This window comes from Pseudoalteromonas sp. 3D05, from assembly GCF_002723455.1.
GTDB lineage: Bacteria > Pseudomonadota > Gammaproteobacteria > Enterobacterales > Alteromonadaceae > Pseudoalteromonas.
Genome location: NZ_PDUS01000014.1, coordinates 95,605 through 117,571, shown reverse-complemented (window position 1 = coordinate 117,571; position 21,967 = coordinate 95,605). Strand labels below are relative to the sequence as shown.

The window sequence follows — 21,967 nt, the reverse complement described above, 5'->3', positions numbered from 1 at the left end:
ACCTAGAACCTAGAGCCTAGCCAATCTTTTTATACTTAATACGTTTAGGTTGCGCTGCTGCTGCACCCAGTGTCTTTTTAAGCCACTCTTCATACTCTGTGTAGTTACCATCAAAGAAGTTAATTTGACCTTCATCACGGTAATCAAGAATATGCGTTGCAATACGGTCTAAGAACCAACGGTCATGCGAGATACACATAACATTACCCGGGAACTCTAAAATTGCATTTTCAAGCGCACGTAATGTTTCAACGTCCAAGTCATTGGTTGGCTCATCCAGTAAGATGACATTGCCGCCTGCTTTTAATAGCTTGGCTAGGTGTAAACGGTTACGCTCACCACCTGATAGGTCCTTAACAAACTTTTGTTGGTCATTACCTTTAAAGTTAAAGCGGCCTACGTAAGCACGGCTTGGGAATTCAAAGTTGCCAATTTTAAGCACATCTTGGCCATCAGCGATTTCTTGGAAAACCGTATTGCTGTCGTCCATGTTGCCACGGAACTGATCAACGGTTGCAAGCTCAACTGTTTCACCAATGGTGATATCGCCGCTATCTGGCTTTTCTTCACCGCTTAGCATTTTAAACAGGGTTGATTTACCCGCACCATTGGCACCGATAATGCCAACAATGGCACCTTTTGGCATGGTGAAGTTTAAGTCATCGATTAATACGCGATCGCCAAAGCTCTTCTTCAAGTTTTTAACTTCAATTACTTGGTCGCCTAAACGCGGGCCAGGTGGAATGAATAGCTCGTTGGTTTCGTTACGCTTTTGGTAGTCAGAGTGTTGTAACTCGCTAAACTGCGCCATACGCGCTTTAGACTTAGCTTGACGACCTTTCGGGTTTGAACGTACCCACTCAAGCTCTTGAGCAATTGATTTTTGGCGGGCTTTTTCAGATTTTTGCTCTTGCTGCAGGCGCGCATCTTTTTGTTCAAGCCAAGAAGAGTAGTTACCTTCCCACGGAATACCTTCACCACGGTCTAGCTCTAAAATCCAACCTGCTACGTTATCTAGGAAGTAACGGTCATGGGTTACAGCCACAACGGTGCCTTCGTAATCATGTAAGAAGCGCTCAAGCCAGGCAACTGATTCAGCATCTAAGTGGTTAGTTGGCTCATCGAGAATAAGCATATCTGGCTTTTCAAGTAATAAACGACAAATCGCGATACGACGACGCTCACCACCTGATAACACTTCAACTTTAGCATCCCAAGGCGGCAAACGTAGCGCATCAGCGGCGCGCTCTAATACGTTGTCAATATTGTGGCCGTCATGGGCTTGAATAATGGCTTCTAGTTGGCCTTGCTCTTTGGCTAGCGCGTCGAAGTCAGCGTCTTCCATCGCGTATTCGTTATACACTTCATCAAGACGACTTAATGCGTTTTTAACTTCACTGACCGCTTCTTCAACGGTTTCGCGCACGGTTTTGCTTTCATCGAGTACCGGCTCTTGCGGTAAGTAACCAATTTTAATACCTGGCTGAGGGTGTGCTTCACCTTCAAACTCTTGATCAACGCCAGCCATAATGCGCAGCAAGCTTGATTTACCTGAGCCGTTTAAGCCAAGTACACCAATTTTTGCGCCAGGGAAAAAATGCAATGATATATCTTTTAAGATAGTGCGCTTTGGTGGCACAACCTTAGATACTCGACTCATCGAGAAAATAAACTTATCAGGTAAAACCATGGAGGAAAGCCTTCAAATAATAATAAAAATTTCAATGTTGTATTGTAGTTGTTGAGGGGTGAAACAGTCAACGAATGGGGCGTTGAATATATGTTTATCGTTTTATCTTGTTAAATGTATAGTTTTATCTGCGTGTGCTAACGTATTTAAACCACAACAAAATAAGAAAAAATATGACAATACACACACTAATCGTAACGGTCGCTTTATTTATATTGAGCGTAATAACCCCTAATGCGCAGGCAGTTGATTCACCTTGGCCTGAAATAAGAAAACAACGTATAAATCAACTGCTTCCAAATGCCTTAAAAGCGGCTGATGTAGATGCTTGGCTTATCGTATGTAGAGAGAATAATAATGATCCACTGGCGGATCATATAGGTTGTGAAAACGCGGGTTCACCAGCAGCTTATTTATTCTATTTTGATAAAGGAGAGTTTCATTCTGTTGCTTACTCTCCTTCAAGCGAAGCAAAGGCACTTGATGAGCTTGATATACACGAAAAGGTTATATCGGTACCTCGCAGTGTGTCCGCATTAAAATACGCCGCTGAGTTTATAAACACGCAATTATTTCGTCGAATTGCAATAAATGTATCCGATCTTAATGCACAGGCCGATGGGCTATCGCACTCGCAATATAAGCAACTAACTAGTTTATTAAGTGCTGAGCAGGCTGAGAAGTTAATATCATCTGAAGAGGTGGTTTATCAATGGTTATCAATCAAGTTACCGGCTGAAGTTGAAATAATGAAAGAAGCTGCGATGCTTTCAGCAAAGTGGCAACTAGAAGCATATAGCATTATTGTTCCTGGTAAAACGACCGATGCAGAAGTGGCTAAATTTTTAAAAATGAAAATGAAAGCTCATGGGGTCACGGATGCTTGGGCTGCAGACCAAAACCCGAATGTAAATTCAGGCCCTGACCGAGGCCACTCTCATTCTACCGATAAAGTGATTATGCCTGGTGATGTCATACAAATTGATTTTGGTATAAAGCTTCACAATAAATGGGTAAGCGATATCCAACGTTTTGCATACGTACTTAGGGAAAGCGAAACGGCTGCGCCCGCCAATATTCAACAATACTGGGTGAACGCACGAGACAGTGGTTTTGCTGCTTTTAACGCAATGAAACCAGGTGTAAAGGGAATTGAGGTCGATGATGCGCAAACCGTATTAATGAATAAATACAATTCAGAACCAGTGCCTTGGAGTACAGGTCATCCTGTAGGATATGTTGCACATGACACGGGCCCTAACTTGGGGGGATCTCGAAGTGCACAAGTAAGGCCTGCATCTCAGCGTAAGCTTAAAGAGGGAATGGTGTTTGCCTTTGATGGTTTTTTCAGCTGGCGTTTAAGTAGCGATACTTTTAAAACCATCTCCGTTGAGGAAATGGCAGTCATCACTGCAAACGGTGCTGACTACTTAATACCGCCCCAGCAAAACTTAATTTTAGTGGGTAAAAGCCAATAAGCCGCTAGAAGTGTAACTTTGTTCATGAAGGTCACGGTATACCTTAATAGTAGTTTAACGTGACCTATTACTCAGGGTAAAACCGACTTAAATAAAATTCATTTAGACATCTATACATCTAGAGGTTGAAATTTACTGCTAACCGTTCATAATTAGCCATTGGTTAAAATGATGCGTGGAGTGAATGAATGCCTATTACAGTAAAGGATGAATTGCCTGCCATTGCAAAGCTACGTCAAGAAAACGTCTTTGTAATGCCAAAAACCCGTGCGAAAACGCAAGAAATTCGCCCGATGCGACTGGCTATCTTAAACTTAATGCCGAATAAAGTAGAAACTGAAGTTCAGTTTATTCGCTTACTGGCAAATTCCCCTTTGCAAGTGAATGTTGAGCTTTTACGTTTAGACACTCACCGAAGTAGTAGTAACTCTGAGCAACATTTAGACACCTTTTACCGCTACTTTTCTGAAGTAAAGGACAACAACTACGATGCTATGTTGGTAACCGGCGCACCGCTGGCACATTTAGAATACGACGACGTTGCCTATTGGGATGAACTTAAAGTGATTCTCGATTGGGCTGAGCAACATGTTACATCAACTTTGTTTTCGTGTTGGGCGGCGCATGCAGGGTTATTTCATCACTACGGGTTAAAACGCGAGTTAAAACCGAATAAACTCAGCGGTGTATTTACTCACCATTGTTACTTTGAACACGCCGCGCTTACTCGTGGTTTTGATGATACTTTTGTAGTGCCACATTCTCGTTTTGGCCATATTGATATTGAAAAGATAAATGCTTGTGATGATTTAGTTGTGCTGGCGGGTTCGGAGCGAGTCGGTGCTTACTTACTTAAGAATAAGTCAGGCAGCCAAGTATACATAACCGGCCACCCAGAATACGATGCCGACACATTAAAAGGTGAATACCAACGCGACCTTGCAAAAGGGCCTGACGCGGTAATTCCTGAGAACTACTTTCCAGATAACAATCCAGATAACGAGCCGTCGAAAACGTGGCAAAGCCATGCCTTTTTGCTTTTTTCGAATTGGTTAAATTATTATGTGTATCAAACCACACCCTATGATATTAATCTCGTTAGCCAAGCAGTAAGGACTAACAACTATGCCGAGTAATACAGTGAATAAACATGCAGAACTAACCGAGGCGCTAAAACAGCGAATTTTAATCCTCGACGGCGCTATGGGCACCATGATCCAAGAGCATAAATTAGAAGAGCAAGATTACCGTGGTGAACGTTTTAAAGACTGGCATGTATTAATCAAAGGCAATAATGACTTGTTAAGCCTGACTCAGCCTAAAATAATTGCTGATATTCACCGTGGCTTTTTAAATGCCGGTGCCGATATTGTCGAAACTAACACCTTTAACTCGACCACTATCTCTATGGAAGATTACGACATGGCAAGCATTAGCCGTGAAGTAAACTTAGAGTCTGCCAAGTTAGCACGCAGCATTTGTGATGAGTTCACCGCTAAAAACCCTGAAAAACCACGTTATGTGGCAGGAGTGCTAGGGCCAACGTCTAAAACTTGTTCAATTTCGCCTGATGTAAATGACCCGGGTTATCGCAACGTGACGTTTGATAAATTAGTCACCGCGTATGTTGAATCGACCCTTGCGTTAATGGAAGGCGGCGCTGATTTAATTTTAATTGAGACTATTTTTGATACCTTAAACGCTAAAGCGGCGTCGTTCGCGGTAGAAGAAGCGTTTGAGCAGGCAGGGCGCAAGTTACCAGTAATGATCTCAGGCACGATAACTGATGCATCAGGCCGTACACTTTCAGGGCAAACCACCGAAGCGTTTTATAACTCAATCCGCCATATTAAGCCTATTTCAATTGGTTTAAATTGTGCTCTTGGCCCAGATTTATTGCGCCAATATGTGGAAGAATTATCACGGGTTTGCGAAACTTTTGTCTCTGTTCACCCTAACGCAGGCTTACCTAATGAGTTTGGTGAATACGACTTAGAAGCACCTGAAATGGCAGAAGAAATCATTGATTGGGGTAAGTCAGGCTTTATAAATATTGTTGGCGGTTGCTGCGGCACAACGCCTGCTCATATTAAAGCGTTTGCTAAAGGTCTTGAAGCGGTTAAGCCTCGCCAATTACCTGAGCTTGAAGTGCGCATGCGCTTATCTGGCCTTGAAGCGTGTAATTTAAATTAGGAAACCGACATGACACAACAAATAGCAGTATTTACTAACGTCGGTGAGCGTACCAATGTAACCGGCTCAGCCATGTTCAAGCGTTTGATCATGGAAGAAGATTATGAAACCGCCCTTAATGTTGCCCGTGAACAAGTTGAAAATGGCGCGCAAGTAATTGATATCAACATGGACGAAGCCATGTTGGACTCAAAAGCCGCAATGGTAAAGTTTTTAAACTTAATTGCCTCAGAGCCTGATATTTCGAAAGTACCTATTATGGTTGATTCCTCTAAGTGGGAAGTGATCGAAGCGGGCTTAAAGTGTATTCAAGGCAAGGCGATTGTTAACTCAATCTCACTAAAAGAAGGCGAAGAGCCATTTATTCGCCAAGCTAAAATTATTAAGCGCTTTGGTGCTGCTGCCGTGGTAATGGCATTTGATACCGATGGCCAGGCCGACACCGCAGATCGCAAGTATGAAATTTGCGAGCGCAGCTACCGAATTTTGGTCGACGAAATAGGCTTTCCGCCAGAAGACATTATTTTTGACCCAAATATTTTTGCCGTTGCAACGGGTATTGAAGAGCATGATAACTACGCGGTCGAGTTTATTGAAGGTACGCGTCGCATCAAGCAAAACTTACCCCATTGTAAAGTGTCGGGTGGGGTATCAAACGTATCGTTCTCGTTCCGTGGTAACAACCCAGTGCGTGAAGCAATTCACTCGGTGTTTTTGTACCATGCCATAAAAGCAGGCATGGATATGGGTATTGTAAACGCAGGGCAATTAGCTGTTTATGACGATATTCCAGAAGAGCTACGTAAAGCCGTTGAAGACGTTATCTTAAATACCGACTCAGGTGCGGGTGAGCGCTTAGTAGAGCTTGCACCTAAGTTTTCAGGTATGGCGCAAGCTGAGCGTGTTGAAGATTTAGAGTGGCGTACGTGGCCTGTTGAAAAACGCCTTGAACATGCGCTTGTGAAAGGTATTACAGAATACATAGACGAAGATACCGAAGAATGTCGCGCGGGTGCTGATAAACCCATTCACGTCATTGAAGGGCCATTAATGGATGGCATGAACGTGGTAGGTGACTTATTTGGCGCAGGTAAAATGTTTTTACCCCAAGTGGTTAAATCAGCCCGTGTAATGAAGCGTGCCGTGGCCTACCTTGACCCATTCATTGAAGCTGAAAAAGAAGAAGGCGCCACTAACGGTAAAGTCGTAATGGCCACTGTTAAAGGTGACGTACACGATATTGGTAAAAACATTGTTGGTGTGGTGCTGCAATGTAATAACTATGAAGTAATTGATTTAGGTGTAATGGTACCGGCTGAGAAAATACTGCAAACAGCCATTGATGAAAAAGCCGATATTATTGGTCTATCAGGCCTAATTACGCCGTCACTTGATGAAATGGTACATGTTGCTAAAGAAATGACACGCCGCGGTTTTGAACTGCCGTTATTGATTGGTGGCGCAACCACATCAAAAGCCCATACAGCGGTTAAAATTGAGCCACAATACGACAAAGGCGTAGTGTACGTAAATAACGCCAGCCGCGCCGTGGGTGTGGTTTCAAACTTATTATCAAAAGAGTTAAAACCTGCTTTTTTAGAAAAAACCAAAGCTGAATATGTAAAAGTACGCGAGCAACAAGCGCGCAAAAAGCCGCGCTCAAAACCGGTGACTATACAACGCGCTCGTGATAACGCAGCCCAACTTGATTGGGATACCTACACGCCACCGGTGCCGAAAAAACTCGGTGTGACTGAGTTTAAAGATGTATCAATCGCGACATTACGCAAATACATCGACTGGACGCCATACTTTATGACGTGGTCAATCGCGGGGAAATACCCACGGATAATGACTGATGAAGTCGTCGGTGAGCAAGCGCAAAGCTTATTTAAAGACGCCAACGAGATGCTCGACGAGCTTGAGCAATCAGGCACTTTGCAGCCGCTTGGTGTAATTGGTTTATTCCCAGCAAACCGTGTGGGTGACGATATTGAAATATACACCGACGAAACTCGTTCTGAACTATTAACCACGTCGTGCCATTTACGTCAACAAACCGAAAAAACTGACTTTGCGAATTATTGCTTAGCGGATTACATCGCGCCAAAAGGCACACCTGACTACTTTGGTGCGTTTGCGGTTACTGGTGGACTTGAAGAGGACGACCTTGCTGAAGCATTTGATGCTAAACAAGATGACTATAATAAAATTATGGTCAAAGCGGTAGCCGATAGACTCGCTGAAGCGTTTGCAGAATATTTGCACGAACAGGTACGTAAAGAGTATTGGGGTTTTGCACCGGATGAAAACTTATCAAACGATGAGCTTATTCGTGAAAACTACCAAGGTATTCGCCCTGCACCTGGTTACCCAGCGTGCCCTGAGCACACAGAGAAAAAGAAAATCTGGCAGTTACTCGATACCGAAAAGCGCATTGGCATGCAGCTCACCAGCTCATACGCCATGTGGCCAGGTGCCGCAGTATCAGGTTGGTACTTCTCTCATCCAGAGGCTAAATACTACGCGGTAGCGGCAGTACAAAAAGATCAGGTTGAAGACTACGCCAAACGAACCAATATGACGCTTGAAGAAGCCGAACGTTGGCTATCACCTAACTTGGGGTATGAACCGGAGTAAGTGAAGCTGTAGGCTTTAAGTGATAAGTTGTAAGTAAAAAACGAGCCAAATTAGGCTCGTTTTTTATGGGTAAGGCTATTTTATTGTTGAGTTAAATTAAGGGGGGTAGGGTAAGGTAGTTGTTTCAATGTGATAAATTCGGTTTAATAGAAACAAAGGATATTGCTTAAAAGTGTTTACCACAGATTAGTTATCCTAATGGATTTGATCGGGTTTAATTATAAAAGTTATAAAAAGTAAATCTTCACGCCTTAAATATGAAAGTTTTGCATGTAAAAGGAGTTAAATTAGATGCTTGATATTTTCCAGAAAAACTCAGTAAAAAAAATTGCAAGGGTTCTACCACCTGCTTTAGTCAAAGCCTTTGAAAAGAAAAGTTATTATTCTATTGAAGAGGTAAAAAGTGTTTTTGCAGGCGCGTTAAAGACGAATCATAATATAGAGTATGCCTTTGCTATGTTTTGCCTGCAATCTGAATTTGAAGATCTAGAGTTTGAATCAACTTATGATGACTTACGCGCTATTGTTTCTAAAAAGTGCTTTGGTGGTTGGCTTCATTTTAATTTCGATTCACTCCTAGATTACTCTAAACGCTCAAAAACTTGGAGTGAGGGTGGTTTTTTTGGAGGTGACGGAAGTTGTGGCGATGGAGGTTGCGGTGGCGGTGAATAGTTACTTAGCTTTTAAACTTTCAGCTAACATTTTTTGTTCTTTATTGGTATTCAACTTAATGACTTTAATTAAAGGACCACACATGAAGCTCCCTCATTATATTATCTTGAGCTTGGCCTTTTTATTCAATGCGAATAGTTTTGCGCTTGAGCAGCAATATCATCAAAATATTTCCCCTATTATTACAGCGTTTAAAGCTGATAATAGAGCGGCTATTGCAGCGCTTATACGTTACCCGCTAAAAAGACGATACCCACTGCCTGCTATTAAAAATGAAGCTGAGTTGATAGAGCGTTTTGATGAAGTGTTTGATGAGACGCTCATTAAACAGGTTGCCAAGTCAAATATCGATACTGATTGGGATAAAGTGGGCTGGCGAGGCATTATGCTAAATAGTGGTATCGTTTGGGTTGATACCGACGGTAAAATTATCGGGATAAATCATCAAACAGCGAAAGAGCAGTCGCTAGCAGAGAATTTAATAACAGCCGATAAACAAGCGCTGCACCCAAGTGTTAGTACTTTTACAAAGCCAATATTAGATTGGCAAACGGCTAAATATCGTGTTCGTGTTGATAATTTAGGTGATGGAAACTACCGTTATGCGTCATGGAGTAAAGGTAAAAAAACCAGTGATAAGCCAGATATAGTCTTACTAAAAGGTGAGCTTGAATTTGAAGGCAGTGGCGGTAATCATAGCTACACATTTAAAAACGGCCGCTATAGCTACGTATTGCAAGTCACGGTAATTGGTTGTGATACCTCACCACCCGGTTGGCTTGAAGTATACAAAGACGAGAAGTTGTTATTGTCTGACGCTGTGATCAGTGCAGTTAATAAGGCTAATTAAGTATCTAGTGAAGAGCAGCTATTTTTTAATTTGCTGTTAAGCGCAAACTGTAATTAAAAGTGGTAACTAGCGATGAAAACAATCGGCATGCTCGGAGGCATGAGCTGGGAGTCAACAACCAGCTATTATAAGGCCTTAAATGAAGGCGTTAAAAATTCGTTGGGTGGGCTGCACAGTGCAAAAATTTGTATGGTTAGCGTTGATTTTGCTGAAATTGAAAAATTACAGCATCAAGGGAATTTGGCCGAGACTGCGAATATACTTACCCAAGCTGCAAAGTCAGTAGAGGCTGGTGGTGCCGATTTTTTGCTAATTTGTACCAACACAATGCACAAAGTGGCCGATGAGATTGCCAGTAATATTAGCATTCCAATTTTGCACATTGCCGATGCCACGGCTGAGCAACTAAAACGCGATAACATTTCGCGAGTAGGGTTGTTGGGGACGCAATTTACCATGGAGCAAGACTTCTATAAAAAGCGTTTAGTCGATAAACATAATATTGAAGTAATTACTCCAGAGTTAGCAGAGCAAAAAGTTATTCATGATGTTATTTATTCGGAGCTTTGCTTAGGTAAGATAAACGATGGTTCGAGAACGCAATACCTACACGTTATACAGCGTCTTTTTGATCAAGGTGCTCAGGCTGTCATTTTAGGGTGTACAGAAATAGCGTTGTTGGTAAAGCCGCAACACACGAATGTGCCTCTATATGATACTGCTAAAATACATGCGCAAGAGGCAGTGAAATTAGCGTTATCTAAATGATTTTAGGTTGAATAACCATTATTTAGTGGATAATAAAAAACCGCCAAACGGCGGTTTTTTGCTGCTAAGCATTTATGAATTAATGGCTTTTTTCAAAGTCGTTAACTTCGCGCTCAGCTTCTTCTTTAGATTTACCGTATTTCTGTTGGATTTTACCAACCAGCTCTGTACGGCTACCTTCGATTTTGTCTAAATCGTCGTTGGTAAGGTCGCCCCACTTTTGTTGCGCTTTACCCTTAAGTTCTTTCCAATTACCTTCGATACGATCACTGTTCATAATTAGCTCCTTATATTGGTTAATGAATTTACTTTCATTAGTAAATAAGCAAGCTCCACACCAGATTTTAAGTTGTATAAAAATCAGAGTCTTACAAGTTCCGCTCAAAAAATTCATTTTGTTAGATTTAAAATTACATCGTTCTTACAAGGTGCTCTGTAATTATTTCAGACACATAACTTTACCGAAATAAGCTTTTATAAAATAAATAGTTGTTAAAGCTAAATTTATTACTACATTTTATAGAGCGTCATAAAAGTGTAATAACAAAGGACTGGGGTGGATGAAAAGTATTAAAGCAAAGCTAATGTTAACTATTGTAAGTGCATTTTTCTTTATTTTAGTAGGTGCATTGTTTGCTCTTTACGTTGTTCAAGGTGTTGCAAAAGATTTAGATAGCCTCATAAATCAAGAGTTACATTCTCGCCAGCAAGTGAGCCTTGTTTTAAATCAGTTTAAATCCCAAGTACAAGAGTGGAAAAATATTCTTATTCGTGGGGAAAACCCTCAACAGTATGAGAAGTACTTGGCGAGTTTTAAAGAAAAAGAACAAGCAGTCGTAAAAATTACCAACGAGCTTATTAAATCATCTTATTTACCCCCTAGCATGCTTAAACAGGTAAAAGAGTTTAAGGTTGAACATGAAAAACTAGGGCAGCTTTACCGTGAGGGGTTAATAGCTTTTAAAGCCGCTAACTATAATACGCAAGCTGGAGATAGAGCAGTAAAAGGCATTGATAGAGCTGCGGTGTCTTTGTTGGCAGATCTCAATAGCAGTATTGATAACTTGGTTAACACCAAAACTAACAGCCTGATCGCAAAAAAAGAAACATTTATAACACAAAGTACGGTTGTGCTGGTGGTCTTAGCCTTTATTGTAATATTGTTGCTCACTTTTTATGTGCAAAAGCTGATCATTAAACCTGTTTTAGCAGCCTCTAAAATTGCTGACCAAATAGCAAAAGGAAATCTTGCAAATGAGATCAGAGTACATAGCAAGGATGAAATAGGTAAGTTGCTGTTAAATTTAGATGCAATGCAAGACAACTTAAATAAAATGCAAGATGACCTGACCCAAAAAATGGAGTATCAACGAACACAAGCACAAGAAAACGGCAGGATAAAGCAAGCGCTTGATAATGCAACGTCTCCCGTTATGCTTGCAAACCAAGATGGCGTTATTATTTACGCTAACCAACAATGTCAGGCATTATTTTCCCAGTATCAGGGAGCTATTGGTCATACGCGAGAGTTAATGTCGCTAGAAATAAAGCAATTATTTGCAGGCCATGAGCAATTGCCAACTATACAAAAAGGTGAGTCACAACAAGTTAACTGTGAAGCCGAATTTGAACATGTCATATTAAATATAATTGCCAACCCTGTACTTGATGACGCTGGACAGTCAAATGGAGTGGTATATGAACTGACAGATTTAACACAGCAGCGTCAAGCTGAGTCACAAATAGAGACAATCATCCAAGCCGCTGTAGCGGGTAAGTTAGCGTCGAGATTAAGCACTCAAGGCTACAGTGGATTTATGCTGGTTTTATCTTCAGGCATCAATAGAATGCTCGATGCTATAGTTAGTCCAATAGATCAAACCCGTGATTACTTAAATCATATAGCAAAAGGTAATATACCAACATCGATTGATGGAAGTTACCAAGGTGATTTTTTAGAAATTAAGCAAAGCCTTGAAACATCAACTAACGCGATTAAAGAATTAATAAATGACACTAATTATTTAGTGGATGCTGCCTCACAAGGGTTATTGTCAAAGCGGGCTGATGAAGAAAAACATCAAGGTGACTTTAAAAAGATAATCCAAGGCATAAACTCAACATTAGATTCGATCATTGAGCCGGTACAGCTCACATCCCATTATTTAGACGATATTGCCGTCGGAAAGTTACCTCAAGCTTTGAGTGATAAGTATCAAGGTGATTTTTTACAAATTAAAACAAGTTTAGAAACCAGTATTTTAGCTATTCAGAATATGGTGCAAGACAGTGCTCGTTTAGCCAGTGCTGCAAGCCAAGGGGATATACAGGCCAGAGCAAATGAACAAAATCATAATGGTGAATTTTTATCGATTGTTAAAGGGATAAACAGCACACTTGATGCCATATCAGCTCCCTTGGGTGAATGCATTACTGTAATGCACTCACTCTCAGAGGGCAACTTGAGTCAACAAATTCAAGGTAATTACGAAGGCCAATTTAACGAGTTAAAACGTTCTGTAAATACAAGTGTAAGTAACCTTTCAAACATGGTGTCTGAAATTACGTCAACAACCCTAACAATTACAGGCTCCTCTCATAATATTCGCGCAGGGATGAATGATTTAAATACACGCACAGAGTCACAGGCCGCATCAATTGAAGAAACAACAGCATCGATGGGGGAAATGACAGAAACCGTAAAAGTAAACTCTACCAATGCGCATAAGGCAAATGAGCTTGCAATAGTGACAGATCAGCAGGCGCAAGAAGGAGGGGAGTTAGTTAATAATACAGTTAAAGCAATGAAGGAAATAAGTAATAGCTCTACTGAAATTTCAAATATTATAGAAGTAATAAACGAAATTGCTTTTCAAACAAATTTGTTAGCATTGAATGCAGCTGTTGAAGCTGCCCGAGCGGGTGAAAAAGGCCGTGGTTTTGCCGTTGTTGCAGCAGAGGTCAGAAACTTGGCACAGCGCAGTGGTAATGCATCAAAAAGTATTGCTGGGCTATTAAATGATAGTTCAGAAAAAGTGCAACACGGAATGGAGTTAGCTGCAAAGTCAGGAAAGACGTTAAGTGATATAGTTTCAAGCATTAAAAATTTAGCATCACTTATGCAAGATATTGCCAGTGCTAGCAGCGAGCAATCATCAGGTATTGCGCAAATTAATAGCGCGGTAAAAGAGATGGATAGGATCATTCAGATGAATGGCGAGCTTGTTGAAAATACTAATTCTTCTAGCAACAGCTTATCAAAAGATGCAGAAGCGTTGAAGAGCTTAATGGATCAGTTTACTGTTTAGCCTACGGTTAAACAGTAAACTGATTTGATAGAGCAAATAATTTTTGCAGCACGGGTTTTATTTAGTTTGATACACTAGCTAAAAAGCCAACTTAGGTGAGTAAAGCGTGCTGCCCGTTCAGGATATCTATCAACAACTTGTCAATACATTAAAAACAAACCCGATGACCTTACTGCAAGCCCCCCCTGGTGCAGGTAAGTCAACTTGGTTGCCGCTAAACTTAATGCGTGACGGGCACTTTAAACGCATTGTTATGCTGGAGCCACGACGTTTAGCTGCGCGTAATATTGCAAATTATTTGGCTAGTTGCCAAGGTGAGCCTGTCGGCCAAAGTGTAGGCTTGCGGGTGCGCGGTGAAAGCAAAGTAAGCGCTCATACCCGCCTTGAGATTGTGACCGAGGGCATGCTCACGCGCATGCTGCAAAATGACCCTGAGCTAAGTGATGTTGATTTACTGATATTTGATGAATTCCATGAACGCTCCATTGCAGCTGATACGTCCTTGGCTTTTGCACTTGAGAGCCAAGCTGCGTTGCGCGAAGATTTAACTATTTTGCTTATGTCGGCAACACTTGATACTGAGCGATATGTGGCTTTTTTTGACTGCCCTGTAGTTCAATCGCAAGGGCGAAGCTTCCCAATTGACGAAGTGTATATTCCGCTAAAAGATGAAAGCCGCTGGCTTGAAGAAATACCCGCCATAATTAAGCAAGCACTGAGCGAGCAAGGGGGCAGTGTATTAGTGTTTTTACCAGGGCAACGCGAAATAGTGCGTGTTCAACAAGCGCTTAATGATTTACCTGCTGATTGTGAGGTATTTACCCTGTTTGGTGAGCAAGATAAAAGCCAGCAACAAGCTGCTATTGCACCAGTCGTTCAGGGCAAACGAAAAATAGTACTGACAACGAATGTCGCTGAAACCAGTTTGACCATTGAAGGCATCCGCATTGTTGTTGATAGCGGTAAACGCCGCGCTGCCAGTTTTAATTTAAAAACCGGGGTAACAGAGCTTACTACGCAAAGTATTTCGCGTTCATCAGCAGTGCAACGTGCAGGACGTGCTGGACGTATAGAGCCTGGCGTGGTTTACAGATTGGGCTCAAAGCAAACATTTGAACGGCGCAATAGCCATGATAGCCCAGAGATTCTCACCTCAGATATTAGCCAGCTTATGCTCGAAGCCAAGCTGTGGGGCGCTGATATTAATGAGCTAACATTGCTGGATAAACCAACTGAGCAGCAAGCTAAACAAGGGTTGAGCTTACTACAGATGTTAGAAGCGTTAGATGATAAGGGTAAGCTGACTGAGCTTGGCAGTAAAATGCTAACATTTGGTGCTGATATTCGCTTGGCACACATGTTATTAAAAGCGCAGCAGTTAGATCAACAATGCGAAGGCATATATCAGTTAGCTATTTATTTGGTCGCCTTATTAGAAAGCCGCATTAATTGCGCTGCTGAGCTTAATGTTGCCCTGCACAGTATGCAACAACGGCCTCATCCAGTATTTAAACAGCAGCTTAAGTATTGGCATAGCCGTTTAAAAGTAAACGATAAAAAAAGCGAACTAAAGAGTGAATACCTTAGCGTACTAGTCGCACTTGCTTACCCAGATCGCATAGCCAAAAAGCGCGGTAATGGATACTTACTTGCTAATGGCGCTGGCGCTGAACTTAATAGCGACTATTGGCACAACGACGAATATCTAGCAATAGCAACTATGGGCGGCCATAAAGGTGGGCGGATATTTGCAGCAACAGCGTTAAGCCCATTTGAGCTTGAGGAGTATTTGCCGCACTTATTCACTGAGCAAACTCGCTGTGAGTTTGACGAAAAAGCAGCGCGCTTTATTCATCAAGATGAAGTTAAGCTCGGTGCTATAACTCTTAGCAGTCAACCCAGTAAACAAAAGCTTGATAAAAATGAGCGTGCCAAAGCATGGCTTAGCTTATTTAGAAAGCACGGTTTTGCAATTTTTAACGAGCAACCCGATGCCCAGCAATTACTTATTCGCATGAGTTTAGCTTATAAACTTTTACCTGAGCAGTTTCCACCAATTACAGAGCAATCGCTTATTGAGCAAGCTGATACTTGGCTCGGCGTATACCTGCAAGATATAAAAACCCTGGATCAACTTAAAAAGTTTAACTATTTTGAAGCACTGCAAAACGGTTTTGATTGGCAACAACAAACGGCATTGAAAGCATTATTACCACTGCGCTTAGCTGTGCCAAGCGGTTCAAATATTAAAATAAGCTATCAACTTGATGGCCCTGCAAAGCTTAGCGTGCGTATGCAAGAAGTGTACGGTATGACAAGCTCTCCTCTACTTGCCCAAGGTAAATTGCCATTACTGATGGAGTTATTATCGCCAGGTAAACGTTCATTGCAACTAACTCAAGATTTAGCTCACTTTTGGGCAACCAGTTATCGCGAAGTACAAAAAGAAATGAAAGGCCGTTACCCCAAACATTTTTGGCCCGATGACCCAGCTAATAGTGTTGCCACCAACAAAGTGAAAAGTAAGATGTGAGCAGAATGAAATTGACACTGTTTGATAAACAATACTTTAAAAATTAAGCGCTCTTTAGTAGGCTGAAACGACAATTTTTAACAAGGAGTTTTGATGAAAAAGCAATGTGTTTTATTGGTCTTTATGGTTTTTGCTACATTTAATCTGCAAGCCAATGAAGAGCAAACAGCCGCTACACAGTGGTTAGCTTTAGTAGATAGTGGTGACTACTCGTTGAGTTGGCAGCATAGTGGTACATTTTTTAAAGAAAATGTAAGCCAAGACCTTTGGGTATCAAAACTAGGGGAGGTTCGTAACCCGCTAGGTGATGTTAAATCCCGTCAGCAACTAAACCGTAAAACGTTTGATTCATTGCCACAGCTACCTAAAGGTGAGTATGTATTACTGCAATTTAATACTGATTTTGCTAATAGATCTGAGTCGACAGAAACGGTTACTTTAAAAAAGTCGGATCAAAAATGGTTAGTTATCGGTTATTTTATTCAATAGTTAATTGGCTATTTAATCAGCCTAGGAGCCAATGTGTCTAATCATATTACCCTTGCTCAATATGTAAAAAAGCGTACTGGTGTGCCTTTAGGCGCGAAGGGCTCAATGAGCAACATGCTTAAACGCTCTTTAGGGGCGTCTTCATTTTATTTATTTTGGCGCTATTGGAATCCCATTTGGAGTTACTACTTGTCACGCTATGTGATGAAGCCGGTATCATCATTTTTGCCTCAATGGTGTGCTGTGATAGTAACATTTGCAATCAGTGGGGCGTTGCACGACTTAGCCGTCATGCTAATAAAATGGAAGCTATTATGCTTTTTTACCCCTTGGTTTAGTTTAATGGGGGTGTGTGTGCTGCTGAGCCTCAAACTAAACTTATCGTTTTCTCAATTTTCAATGCCTGTAAGAGCCTTCATTAATTTTCTCTATATTTGTGGTAGTTTTTACCTTACTGATCTGCTTTTTTAAATGAATCATTAAAATATAACGCTATACATTTCATTTGTTTATTGTTTATATAATGTCTGTAATTTAATCAATGGAATGCATGATGAAAAAGATAAAAATTATATTTTCTGTGGTTTTAATATGTGCGTCGCTCAGTGTTACGGCTGCGAACAAAGAGCTAGAGACACTTGCTCAACAATACTTTTCAACAATGGTAGCCACTCAAGCACCAAACGCAACACATAAAGAGCTAGAAGCTTTTTTGGCGTTATTAAGTGATGATGTAGGCAATCAACATATTCCATTTCAGCGTGATGATACACGAGCACCTGACGGTAAAGAAAGTATGCGCAAAGGCATGACATTTTATCTAGCTGCTCACACCGAGTATGAAGCAAAATTGCTCGACACATTTATTTTTAATAACTCAGGTTTTGCAATTCGCTATAGTCATCATGCTAAAGGTATTCACCCGCAAAACCAGCAGCCTATAGAATATAACCGGACTATTATGGATGTTATTGAAGTCGAAGATGGAAAAATAGTGATGATACGCAAATACCATCAGTAGTTATATTTTTAACAACTAAAAAGGAGTTTGTAATGCCACATTTTGTGATTGATTGTGCCAGTTCTATTTTAGACGACCATGATGAAATGACGATTAATAAAGCAATACACAAGGTTGCTCATAGCACCGACTTATTTATTGAAAGTGATATAAAGGTAAGAGTTAATCCCTTTGATAGCTATTTAGTCGGAAATAAGCAAGAGCCATTTATTCATGTATTCACGCACATAATGCAAGGGCGCATTACAGAACAAAAAGCGGCACTATCTAAAGCGGTTGTCACTAAGTTAAATGAGATGTTTCCTGATATTAAAAATATCGCTATGAATATAAATGACTTTGAAAAAGCGACGTATTGTAACAAAAACCAGCTTTAAGCTTTTACCGAAAAAAGAATACCATGCTACGTTTAAGAGATTTTAAACCAGAAGATAAAACATTACTCGTCGACCACTTAAATAACCCCGATGTAAAGCGATTTTTATCCCCAAAAATACCGTCGCCATATACAATGGATGATGCCCGCTGGTGGGTTGAAATTGGCAGTAAGGCAGGCGAAATTTTTGCAATTGAGAAAGGCGGCATATTTATTGGTTGCGTCAGCGCAATCAAAGGTGAGCTTGAATATTGTAAATCAGCAGAGGTTGGTTATTGGCTAGCAAAAGAGTATTGGGGACAAGGAATAGTCACTGAAGCCCTAGCGTTATTGATAGAACAAGTTGAATCAACAACTGATATTGCTCGGTTGCATGCAATTGTTTTTGATGGAAATACAGGCTCAGATAAAGTATTACTTAAATCAGGTTTTAAGCATGAGGCTTTACTAGAAAAAGCGATTTATAAAGAGGGAACTTTTTATAATGCAAATCTATACGGCAAGTTAATATAAAGTTTGCCTTGTGAGTTTTTGACTCACAAGGCTTTGAGCATTAATTTTTACCAGTTAGCTCTTCAACGATTGCATTCATTTCAAGTGGCATTTGCGCCAAAATAGAATCATGATCATTTGCTAATACAAGGTCTTTTTCAATATAAGAAACAACTTCTAAGTTTTTAACATTGATAATGCCACCAAAAGCAGTAACACGTCTTACGCCAGGTACTGGAATACCGCCGCTGCTGTCTACGTGTAAAACAATCACATTTTCAAAAGAGAAGTTCTTGTCATTAATTGCGCCAGAGCTTTTCAATGCTTTGGTTAATTTATCCATAGAATACTGTAAATCAGTCGCAATTTTCTGACCATAGGTATTGATTTTATAATCACCTTTATTGGCACCACGGCGAATGCTTTCACCTAAGGTCCAAGATAGGTTACCAACAGTACTATAAAGTTGTTGTGCAGATATTACCGAAGCGCCATATTTGCCAGCTACGCCAGCAGTAATTGCTAAGCCTACTTCCGTTTTATTTCCTGGTACGCCATGTAATGACACAGGGAAAATCATTGCAGGGTTAGAAGTAGAAAATTCAACAGGTAGTTCGTACTTATCATTTGTCTTAAGTTCTGTAGATACACAGCCTGTTAGAGCGAGTGATGCAGCAAGTGATAAAGTGGCGATCGTTTTCTTTAGATAAGCATTCATAATAGTTCCTTTTTAATGGTGTGGTGCTTCCTGGCCGGTGATTATACAAATGGTTTTAACTTACGCAATGTATAAAAGTGGGCAGATATTGATATGTTTTGTTTTATTTTTATTAGTGCAATTAAAATAGAGCAGAGCTTCGTAATGTAAGGTCTTTTGAGACAGTTTATTGTTGTTAAAGGGACTGTATGTAAACGTGAAAAAAATTCATCTTTAGTGTTTTGTTATATTGTAACATGTTGTTTTTGCTACTTAAATTGTATTTAGTAAGTATAGCTGCCTCAGTATTGCTCATTTTTGTTATAGAAATTAAGTATTGACGGAGTGTTTACCTACATTACTATAAAAGTTGCGAGGTTTTGTTGTTTTGAATTTGTTGTAGGTAGTGTGTTTTTTATAACGAAGTAATAGAAAGTGTTCCCCAAGAATGCGGTACTCGGTATTAGTCCTGAAACCATAAGGTCTCAGGGCGGGAATCTGCGGTTTACCGTAGGCTTCTCGGTACATGCCGAGCTTGCACAATAGTAGACGAACAGAAACCCTAACATAAAATTTATCGGCTCAGGGACTTAACCAAGCTCCAGCACCTCAGGGAACAACTTCAGTATATAAGACATAATCCAATCCTTAAACCCAAAATCAAAATAAATCTACTGTTTGCACGGTTTTCCATCACTGGTAACCAAGTATTTACTTTTAGGTTCGCATTTTGACCACTAAGCTTAGCGTTAAACAAGTAGCTTGATCCTAATCATACATTTTATTGGAGTTGCTATTTATCGAGTGGTAGCATTAGCTTAACTAACACAGTGAAGAGTCCATCATGAGCGAACTACCTGATTACCAACAAGCCCAATTATTACTTGAAAAAAACGAGATATTTGTTGCCCCAGCTGAAGCCCACGGCGTGATCAGTGGTTTACTTGCATGTGGATTGAGCATAGAGGCAAAAGAATACCTAGCCTTATTGAGTGACGTGTTCAATGATGGTCAATCATTTAGTAATGATCTAAAAACCTTTTTTGCCACTATTTATAAGCAAGTCGTCGATAGTTTTAGCGATGAAGAGTTTCAGTTTGACCTCTTTTTACCAAGTGAAGATGAAACCCTGATTGATCAAGCAAATGGCTTAGTGTCGTGGATTGCTGGTTTTATGTTGGGCTTTGGCTTAAAGCAAAAAGACTATGGCAAGCTATCAGCTGATGTTAAAGAGGTTATTAGCGATTTTAGTGAAATTACTCGCCTAGACACTATGTTTGATGAAACAGAAGAGGACGCTCAAGCACTTCACGAAGTGATTGAGTACGTGCGAGTGTCAGCATTGTTATGTTTTGCTGAACTTGGTAAAGAGCAAGTGACGGACACGAAAAAAACACTTCACTAAACAGTAAAACAGGGATAACTATGCCAACAGTGTGTATTGATAAAGCTGAGTTTAAAGCTCGTCGCGAGAGTTTACTCGCGATGATGGAACCAAACAGTGTGGCGATTATTCCTGCCGCCAGTGAGGTCACACGAAGCCGAGATACTGACTATGCTTTTCGCCAAGATAGCGACTTTTTCTATTTAACAGGGTTTAATGAACCTGATGCTGTTTTGGTACTTAACCCTGGCAGTGAAACGCCCTGTACACTGTTTTGTTTAAACAAAGATAAGCTCGCAGAAATATGGCATGGCCGCCGTATTGGCTTTGAAAAAGCGAAAGCAGAATATTTATTCGACCAAACATGTGCACTCAGTGAGCTAACTGAACAATTATTGAATTTGGTGAACGGCCAGCAGATTTTATTTTATGCACAAGGCACTTACCCTCGCTTCGATGACAAAGTATGGTCATTATTAGGCACACTGCGAAGTAACCGTTCATTTAAAGCACCCACAACGATCAAAGATATCAGTGCTTTGATCCATGAAATGCGTTTGTTTAAATCCCACGCTGAAATCAATATTATGCGCAGTGCATGTGAAATTAGTGCCGCCGGTCATATTCGCGCTATGCAGTTTGCTAAACCAGGCGTTACTGAATATCAACTTGAAGCTGAGCTACATCACCATTACGCGATGAATGGTGCGCGCCATCCAGCGTACGGTACTATTGTTGGTAGTGGCGATAATGCCAACATTTTACACTACACCGATAACAGCGATGTAATTAACGATGGTGACTTAGTGCTTATTGATTCGGGTTGTGAGCTACAAGGCTACGCCGCTGATATAACACGAACGTTCCCTGTAAGTGGTCAATTCAGTGAGCCTCAGGCCCAGCTTTATAATATCGTATTAGCTGCCCAAAAAGCTGCATTTACCGAGGTTAAACCGGGTGGTTGCCTTTCAAAAGCAAATAAATGCGCAATGACCGTACTTACTCAAGGCTTAATTGATTTAGGTATTCTGCAAGGTGAGTTACAAGAGCTTTTGGCAAGCCAAGCGTGCAAGGCATTTTATATGCATGGTCTTGGTCATTGGCTTGGTTTAGATGTTCACGATGTGGGTGATTACAAGCAAGATGAGAAAGAGCGCTTATTTGAGCCAGGCATGGTTCTGACTATTGAACCTGGGCTTTATATTAGCCTTGATGCTAAAGCACCAGAGCAATTTAAAGGCATTGGTATTCGTATTGAAGATAACCTGTTAGTTACAGAGCATGGCTATGAAAACTTAACTGTTAATGTACCTAAGACTATCAGTGAAATTGAAGCGTTTATGAGCCCGAAGGCTAACTAAGTGCTAGGAGTAAAG

The 21,967-nt window shown here is 40.7% G+C and carries 19 protein-coding genes and 1 other RNA gene; 16 read left to right on the top strand and 4 right to left on the bottom strand.

The features are described 5' to 3' along the window. Positions 1-16 precede the first annotated feature (16 nt). On the bottom strand, positions 17-1,690 hold the full coding sequence (gene ettA / locus CSC79_RS14385) for an energy-dependent translational throttle protein EttA (protein ID WP_087532894.1): 1,674 nt from the start codon (positions 1,688-1,690) through the stop codon (positions 17-19). Positions 1,691-1,863: 173 nt separating this feature from the next. Between ettA and CSC79_RS14380 the strand changes: the two genes are divergently transcribed. The 7 genes from CSC79_RS14380 to CSC79_RS14350 all read left to right on the top strand — a co-directional run bounded on the left by CSC79_RS14380 (position 1,864) and on the right by CSC79_RS14350 (position 10,291). Beyond that, the gene (locus CSC79_RS14380; protein ID WP_099296457.1) at positions 1,864-3,168 is read left to right on the top strand and encodes a M24 family metallopeptidase; all 1,305 of its coding nucleotides are present in this window, start codon (positions 1,864-1,866) and stop codon (positions 3,166-3,168) included. A gap of 188 nt (positions 3,169-3,356) precedes the next feature. Further along, entirely contained in the window at positions 3,357-4,304 is a 948-nt protein-coding gene (metA, locus tag CSC79_RS14375) for a homoserine O-succinyltransferase (RefSeq protein ID WP_099296456.1), read from the top strand. Beyond that, complete coding sequence (locus CSC79_RS20140) at positions 4,294-5,361, top strand: homocysteine S-methyltransferase family protein (protein ID WP_099296455.1); 1,068 nt, start codon at positions 4,294-4,296, stop codon at positions 5,359-5,361. Before metA ends, CSC79_RS20140 begins: the two co-directional genes overlap by 11 nt. Positions 5,362-5,370: 9 nt before the next feature. Then, complete coding sequence (gene metH, locus CSC79_RS14365; RefSeq protein WP_099296454.1) at positions 5,371-8,001, top strand: methionine synthase; 2,631 nt, start codon at positions 5,371-5,373, stop codon at positions 7,999-8,001. 291 nt (positions 8,002-8,292) lie between these two features. Continuing rightward, positions 8,293-8,673: a DUF6559 family protein gene (locus CSC79_RS14360; protein ID WP_099296453.1), complete on the top strand. Its 381-nt coding sequence runs from the start codon at positions 8,293-8,295 to the stop codon at positions 8,671-8,673. Between the two features lie 82 nt (positions 8,674-8,755). Then, complete coding sequence (locus tag CSC79_RS14355) at positions 8,756-9,523, top strand: hypothetical protein (RefSeq protein WP_099296452.1); 768 nt, start codon at positions 8,756-8,758, stop codon at positions 9,521-9,523. Positions 9,524-9,595: 72 nt separating this feature from the next. Continuing rightward, positions 9,596-10,291: an aspartate/glutamate racemase family protein gene (locus CSC79_RS14350; protein ID WP_099296451.1), complete on the top strand. Its 696-nt coding sequence runs from the start codon at positions 9,596-9,598 to the stop codon at positions 10,289-10,291. 79 nt (positions 10,292-10,370) lie between these two features. On the opposite strand, the gene CSC79_RS14345 is transcribed toward CSC79_RS14350, so the two are convergent. Continuing rightward, positions 10,371-10,568 carry a CsbD family protein gene (locus CSC79_RS14345; RefSeq protein WP_099296450.1) on the bottom strand — a complete coding sequence of 66 codons (198 nt, stop codon included), beginning with the start codon at positions 10,566-10,568 and terminating at the stop codon, positions 10,371-10,373. A 283-nt stretch (positions 10,569-10,851) separates the two neighbouring features. On the opposite strand from CSC79_RS14345, the gene CSC79_RS14340 reads away from it, so the two are divergent. From CSC79_RS14340 to CSC79_RS14310, 7 genes are all read left to right on the top strand, one after another. Further along, positions 10,852-13,599, top strand: coding sequence for a methyl-accepting chemotaxis protein (locus CSC79_RS14340; protein WP_099296449.1), 2,748 nt, complete (start codon positions 10,852-10,854; stop codon positions 13,597-13,599). A 106-nt stretch (positions 13,600-13,705) separates the two neighbouring features. Continuing rightward, positions 13,706-16,132, top strand: coding sequence for an ATP-dependent helicase HrpB (gene hrpB / locus CSC79_RS14335; protein ID WP_099296448.1), 2,427 nt, complete (start codon positions 13,706-13,708; stop codon positions 16,130-16,132). Between the two features lie 93 nt (positions 16,133-16,225). Beyond that, complete coding sequence (locus CSC79_RS14330) at positions 16,226-16,621, top strand: DUF4019 domain-containing protein (protein WP_099296447.1); 396 nt, start codon at positions 16,226-16,228, stop codon at positions 16,619-16,621. Positions 16,622-16,654: 33 nt separating this feature from the next. Next, positions 16,655-17,092 (top strand): MBOAT family O-acyltransferase, encoded by a 438-nt coding sequence (locus CSC79_RS14325; protein WP_099296446.1) that lies wholly within the window; start codon positions 16,655-16,657, stop codon positions 17,090-17,092. An 82-nt stretch (positions 17,093-17,174) separates the two neighbouring features. After that, positions 17,175-17,642, top strand: a complete 468-nt coding sequence (locus tag CSC79_RS14320; RefSeq protein WP_099296445.1) for a nuclear transport factor 2 family protein — start codon at positions 17,175-17,177, stop codon at positions 17,640-17,642. 32 nt (positions 17,643-17,674) lie between these two features. Then, the gene (locus tag CSC79_RS14315) at positions 17,675-18,019 is read left to right on the top strand and encodes a 5-carboxymethyl-2-hydroxymuconate Delta-isomerase (protein ID WP_099296444.1); all 345 of its coding nucleotides are present in this window, start codon (positions 17,675-17,677) and stop codon (positions 18,017-18,019) included. 23 nt (positions 18,020-18,042) lie between these two features. Further along, positions 18,043-18,531 carry a GNAT family N-acetyltransferase gene (locus CSC79_RS14310; RefSeq protein WP_099296443.1) on the top strand — a complete coding sequence of 163 codons (489 nt, stop codon included), beginning with the start codon at positions 18,043-18,045 and terminating at the stop codon, positions 18,529-18,531. A gap of 40 nt (positions 18,532-18,571) precedes the next feature. Here the strand turns inward: CSC79_RS14310 and CSC79_RS14305 are convergent, their stop codons facing one another. Both CSC79_RS14305 and ssrS read right to left on the bottom strand, forming a co-directional pair. Beyond that, the gene (locus CSC79_RS14305; protein WP_099296442.1) at positions 18,572-19,228 is read right to left on the bottom strand and encodes a hypothetical protein; all 657 of its coding nucleotides are present in this window, start codon (positions 19,226-19,228) and stop codon (positions 18,572-18,574) included. A 414-nt stretch (positions 19,229-19,642) separates the two neighbouring features. Then, a non-coding RNA gene (gene ssrS, locus CSC79_RS14300) (6S RNA) lies at positions 19,643-19,826 on the bottom strand. A 225-nt stretch (positions 19,827-20,051) separates the two neighbouring features. On the opposite strand from ssrS, the gene CSC79_RS14295 reads away from it, so the two are divergent. After that, the gene (locus CSC79_RS14295; protein WP_099296441.1) at positions 20,052-20,612 is read left to right on the top strand and encodes a UPF0149 family protein; all 561 of its coding nucleotides are present in this window, start codon (positions 20,052-20,054) and stop codon (positions 20,610-20,612) included. Between the two features lie 20 nt (positions 20,613-20,632). After that, positions 20,633-21,952 (top strand): Xaa-Pro aminopeptidase, encoded by a 1,320-nt coding sequence (gene pepP, locus CSC79_RS14290; protein WP_099296440.1) that lies wholly within the window; start codon positions 20,633-20,635, stop codon positions 21,950-21,952. The last annotated feature ends 15 nt before the right edge of the window (positions 21,953-21,967 follow it).

Excerpts from the sequence above, each read along its gene's own strand:
- ettA (WP_087532894.1), bottom strand. The coding sequence starts at position 1,690 with ATGGTTTTACCTGATAAGTTTATTTTCTCGATGAGTCGAGTATCTAAG.
- CSC79_RS14380 (WP_099296457.1), top strand. The coding sequence starts at position 1,864 with ATGACAATACACACACTAATCGTAACGGTCGCTTTATTTATATTGAGC.
- metA (WP_099296456.1), top strand. The coding sequence starts at position 3,357 with ATGCCTATTACAGTAAAGGATGAATTGCCTGCCATTGCAAAGCTACGT.
- CSC79_RS20140 (WP_099296455.1), top strand. The coding sequence starts at position 4,294 with ATGCCGAGTAATACAGTGAATAAACATGCAGAACTAACCGAGGCGCTA.
- metH (WP_099296454.1), top strand. The coding sequence starts at position 5,371 with ATGACACAACAAATAGCAGTATTTACTAACGTCGGTGAGCGTACCAAT.
- CSC79_RS14360 (WP_099296453.1), top strand. The coding sequence starts at position 8,293 with ATGCTTGATATTTTCCAGAAAAACTCAGTAAAAAAAATTGCAAGGGTT.
- CSC79_RS14355 (WP_099296452.1), top strand. The coding sequence starts at position 8,756 with ATGAAGCTCCCTCATTATATTATCTTGAGCTTGGCCTTTTTATTCAAT.
- CSC79_RS14350 (WP_099296451.1), top strand. The coding sequence starts at position 9,596 with ATGAAAACAATCGGCATGCTCGGAGGCATGAGCTGGGAGTCAACAACC.
- CSC79_RS14345 (WP_099296450.1), bottom strand. The coding sequence starts at position 10,568 with ATGAACAGTGATCGTATCGAAGGTAATTGGAAAGAACTTAAGGGTAAA.
- CSC79_RS14340 (WP_099296449.1), top strand. The coding sequence starts at position 10,852 with ATGAAAAGTATTAAAGCAAAGCTAATGTTAACTATTGTAAGTGCATTT.
- CSC79_RS14330 (WP_099296447.1), top strand. The coding sequence starts at position 16,226 with ATGAAAAAGCAATGTGTTTTATTGGTCTTTATGGTTTTTGCTACATTT.
- CSC79_RS14320 (WP_099296445.1), top strand. The coding sequence starts at position 17,175 with ATGAAAAAGATAAAAATTATATTTTCTGTGGTTTTAATATGTGCGTCG.
- CSC79_RS14315 (WP_099296444.1), top strand. The coding sequence starts at position 17,675 with ATGCCACATTTTGTGATTGATTGTGCCAGTTCTATTTTAGACGACCAT.
- CSC79_RS14310 (WP_099296443.1), top strand. The coding sequence starts at position 18,043 with ATGCTACGTTTAAGAGATTTTAAACCAGAAGATAAAACATTACTCGTC.
- CSC79_RS14305 (WP_099296442.1), bottom strand. The coding sequence starts at position 19,228 with ATGAATGCTTATCTAAAGAAAACGATCGCCACTTTATCACTTGCTGCA.
- CSC79_RS14295 (WP_099296441.1), top strand. The coding sequence starts at position 20,052 with ATGAGCGAACTACCTGATTACCAACAAGCCCAATTATTACTTGAAAAA.
- pepP (WP_099296440.1), top strand. The coding sequence starts at position 20,633 with ATGCCAACAGTGTGTATTGATAAAGCTGAGTTTAAAGCTCGTCGCGAG.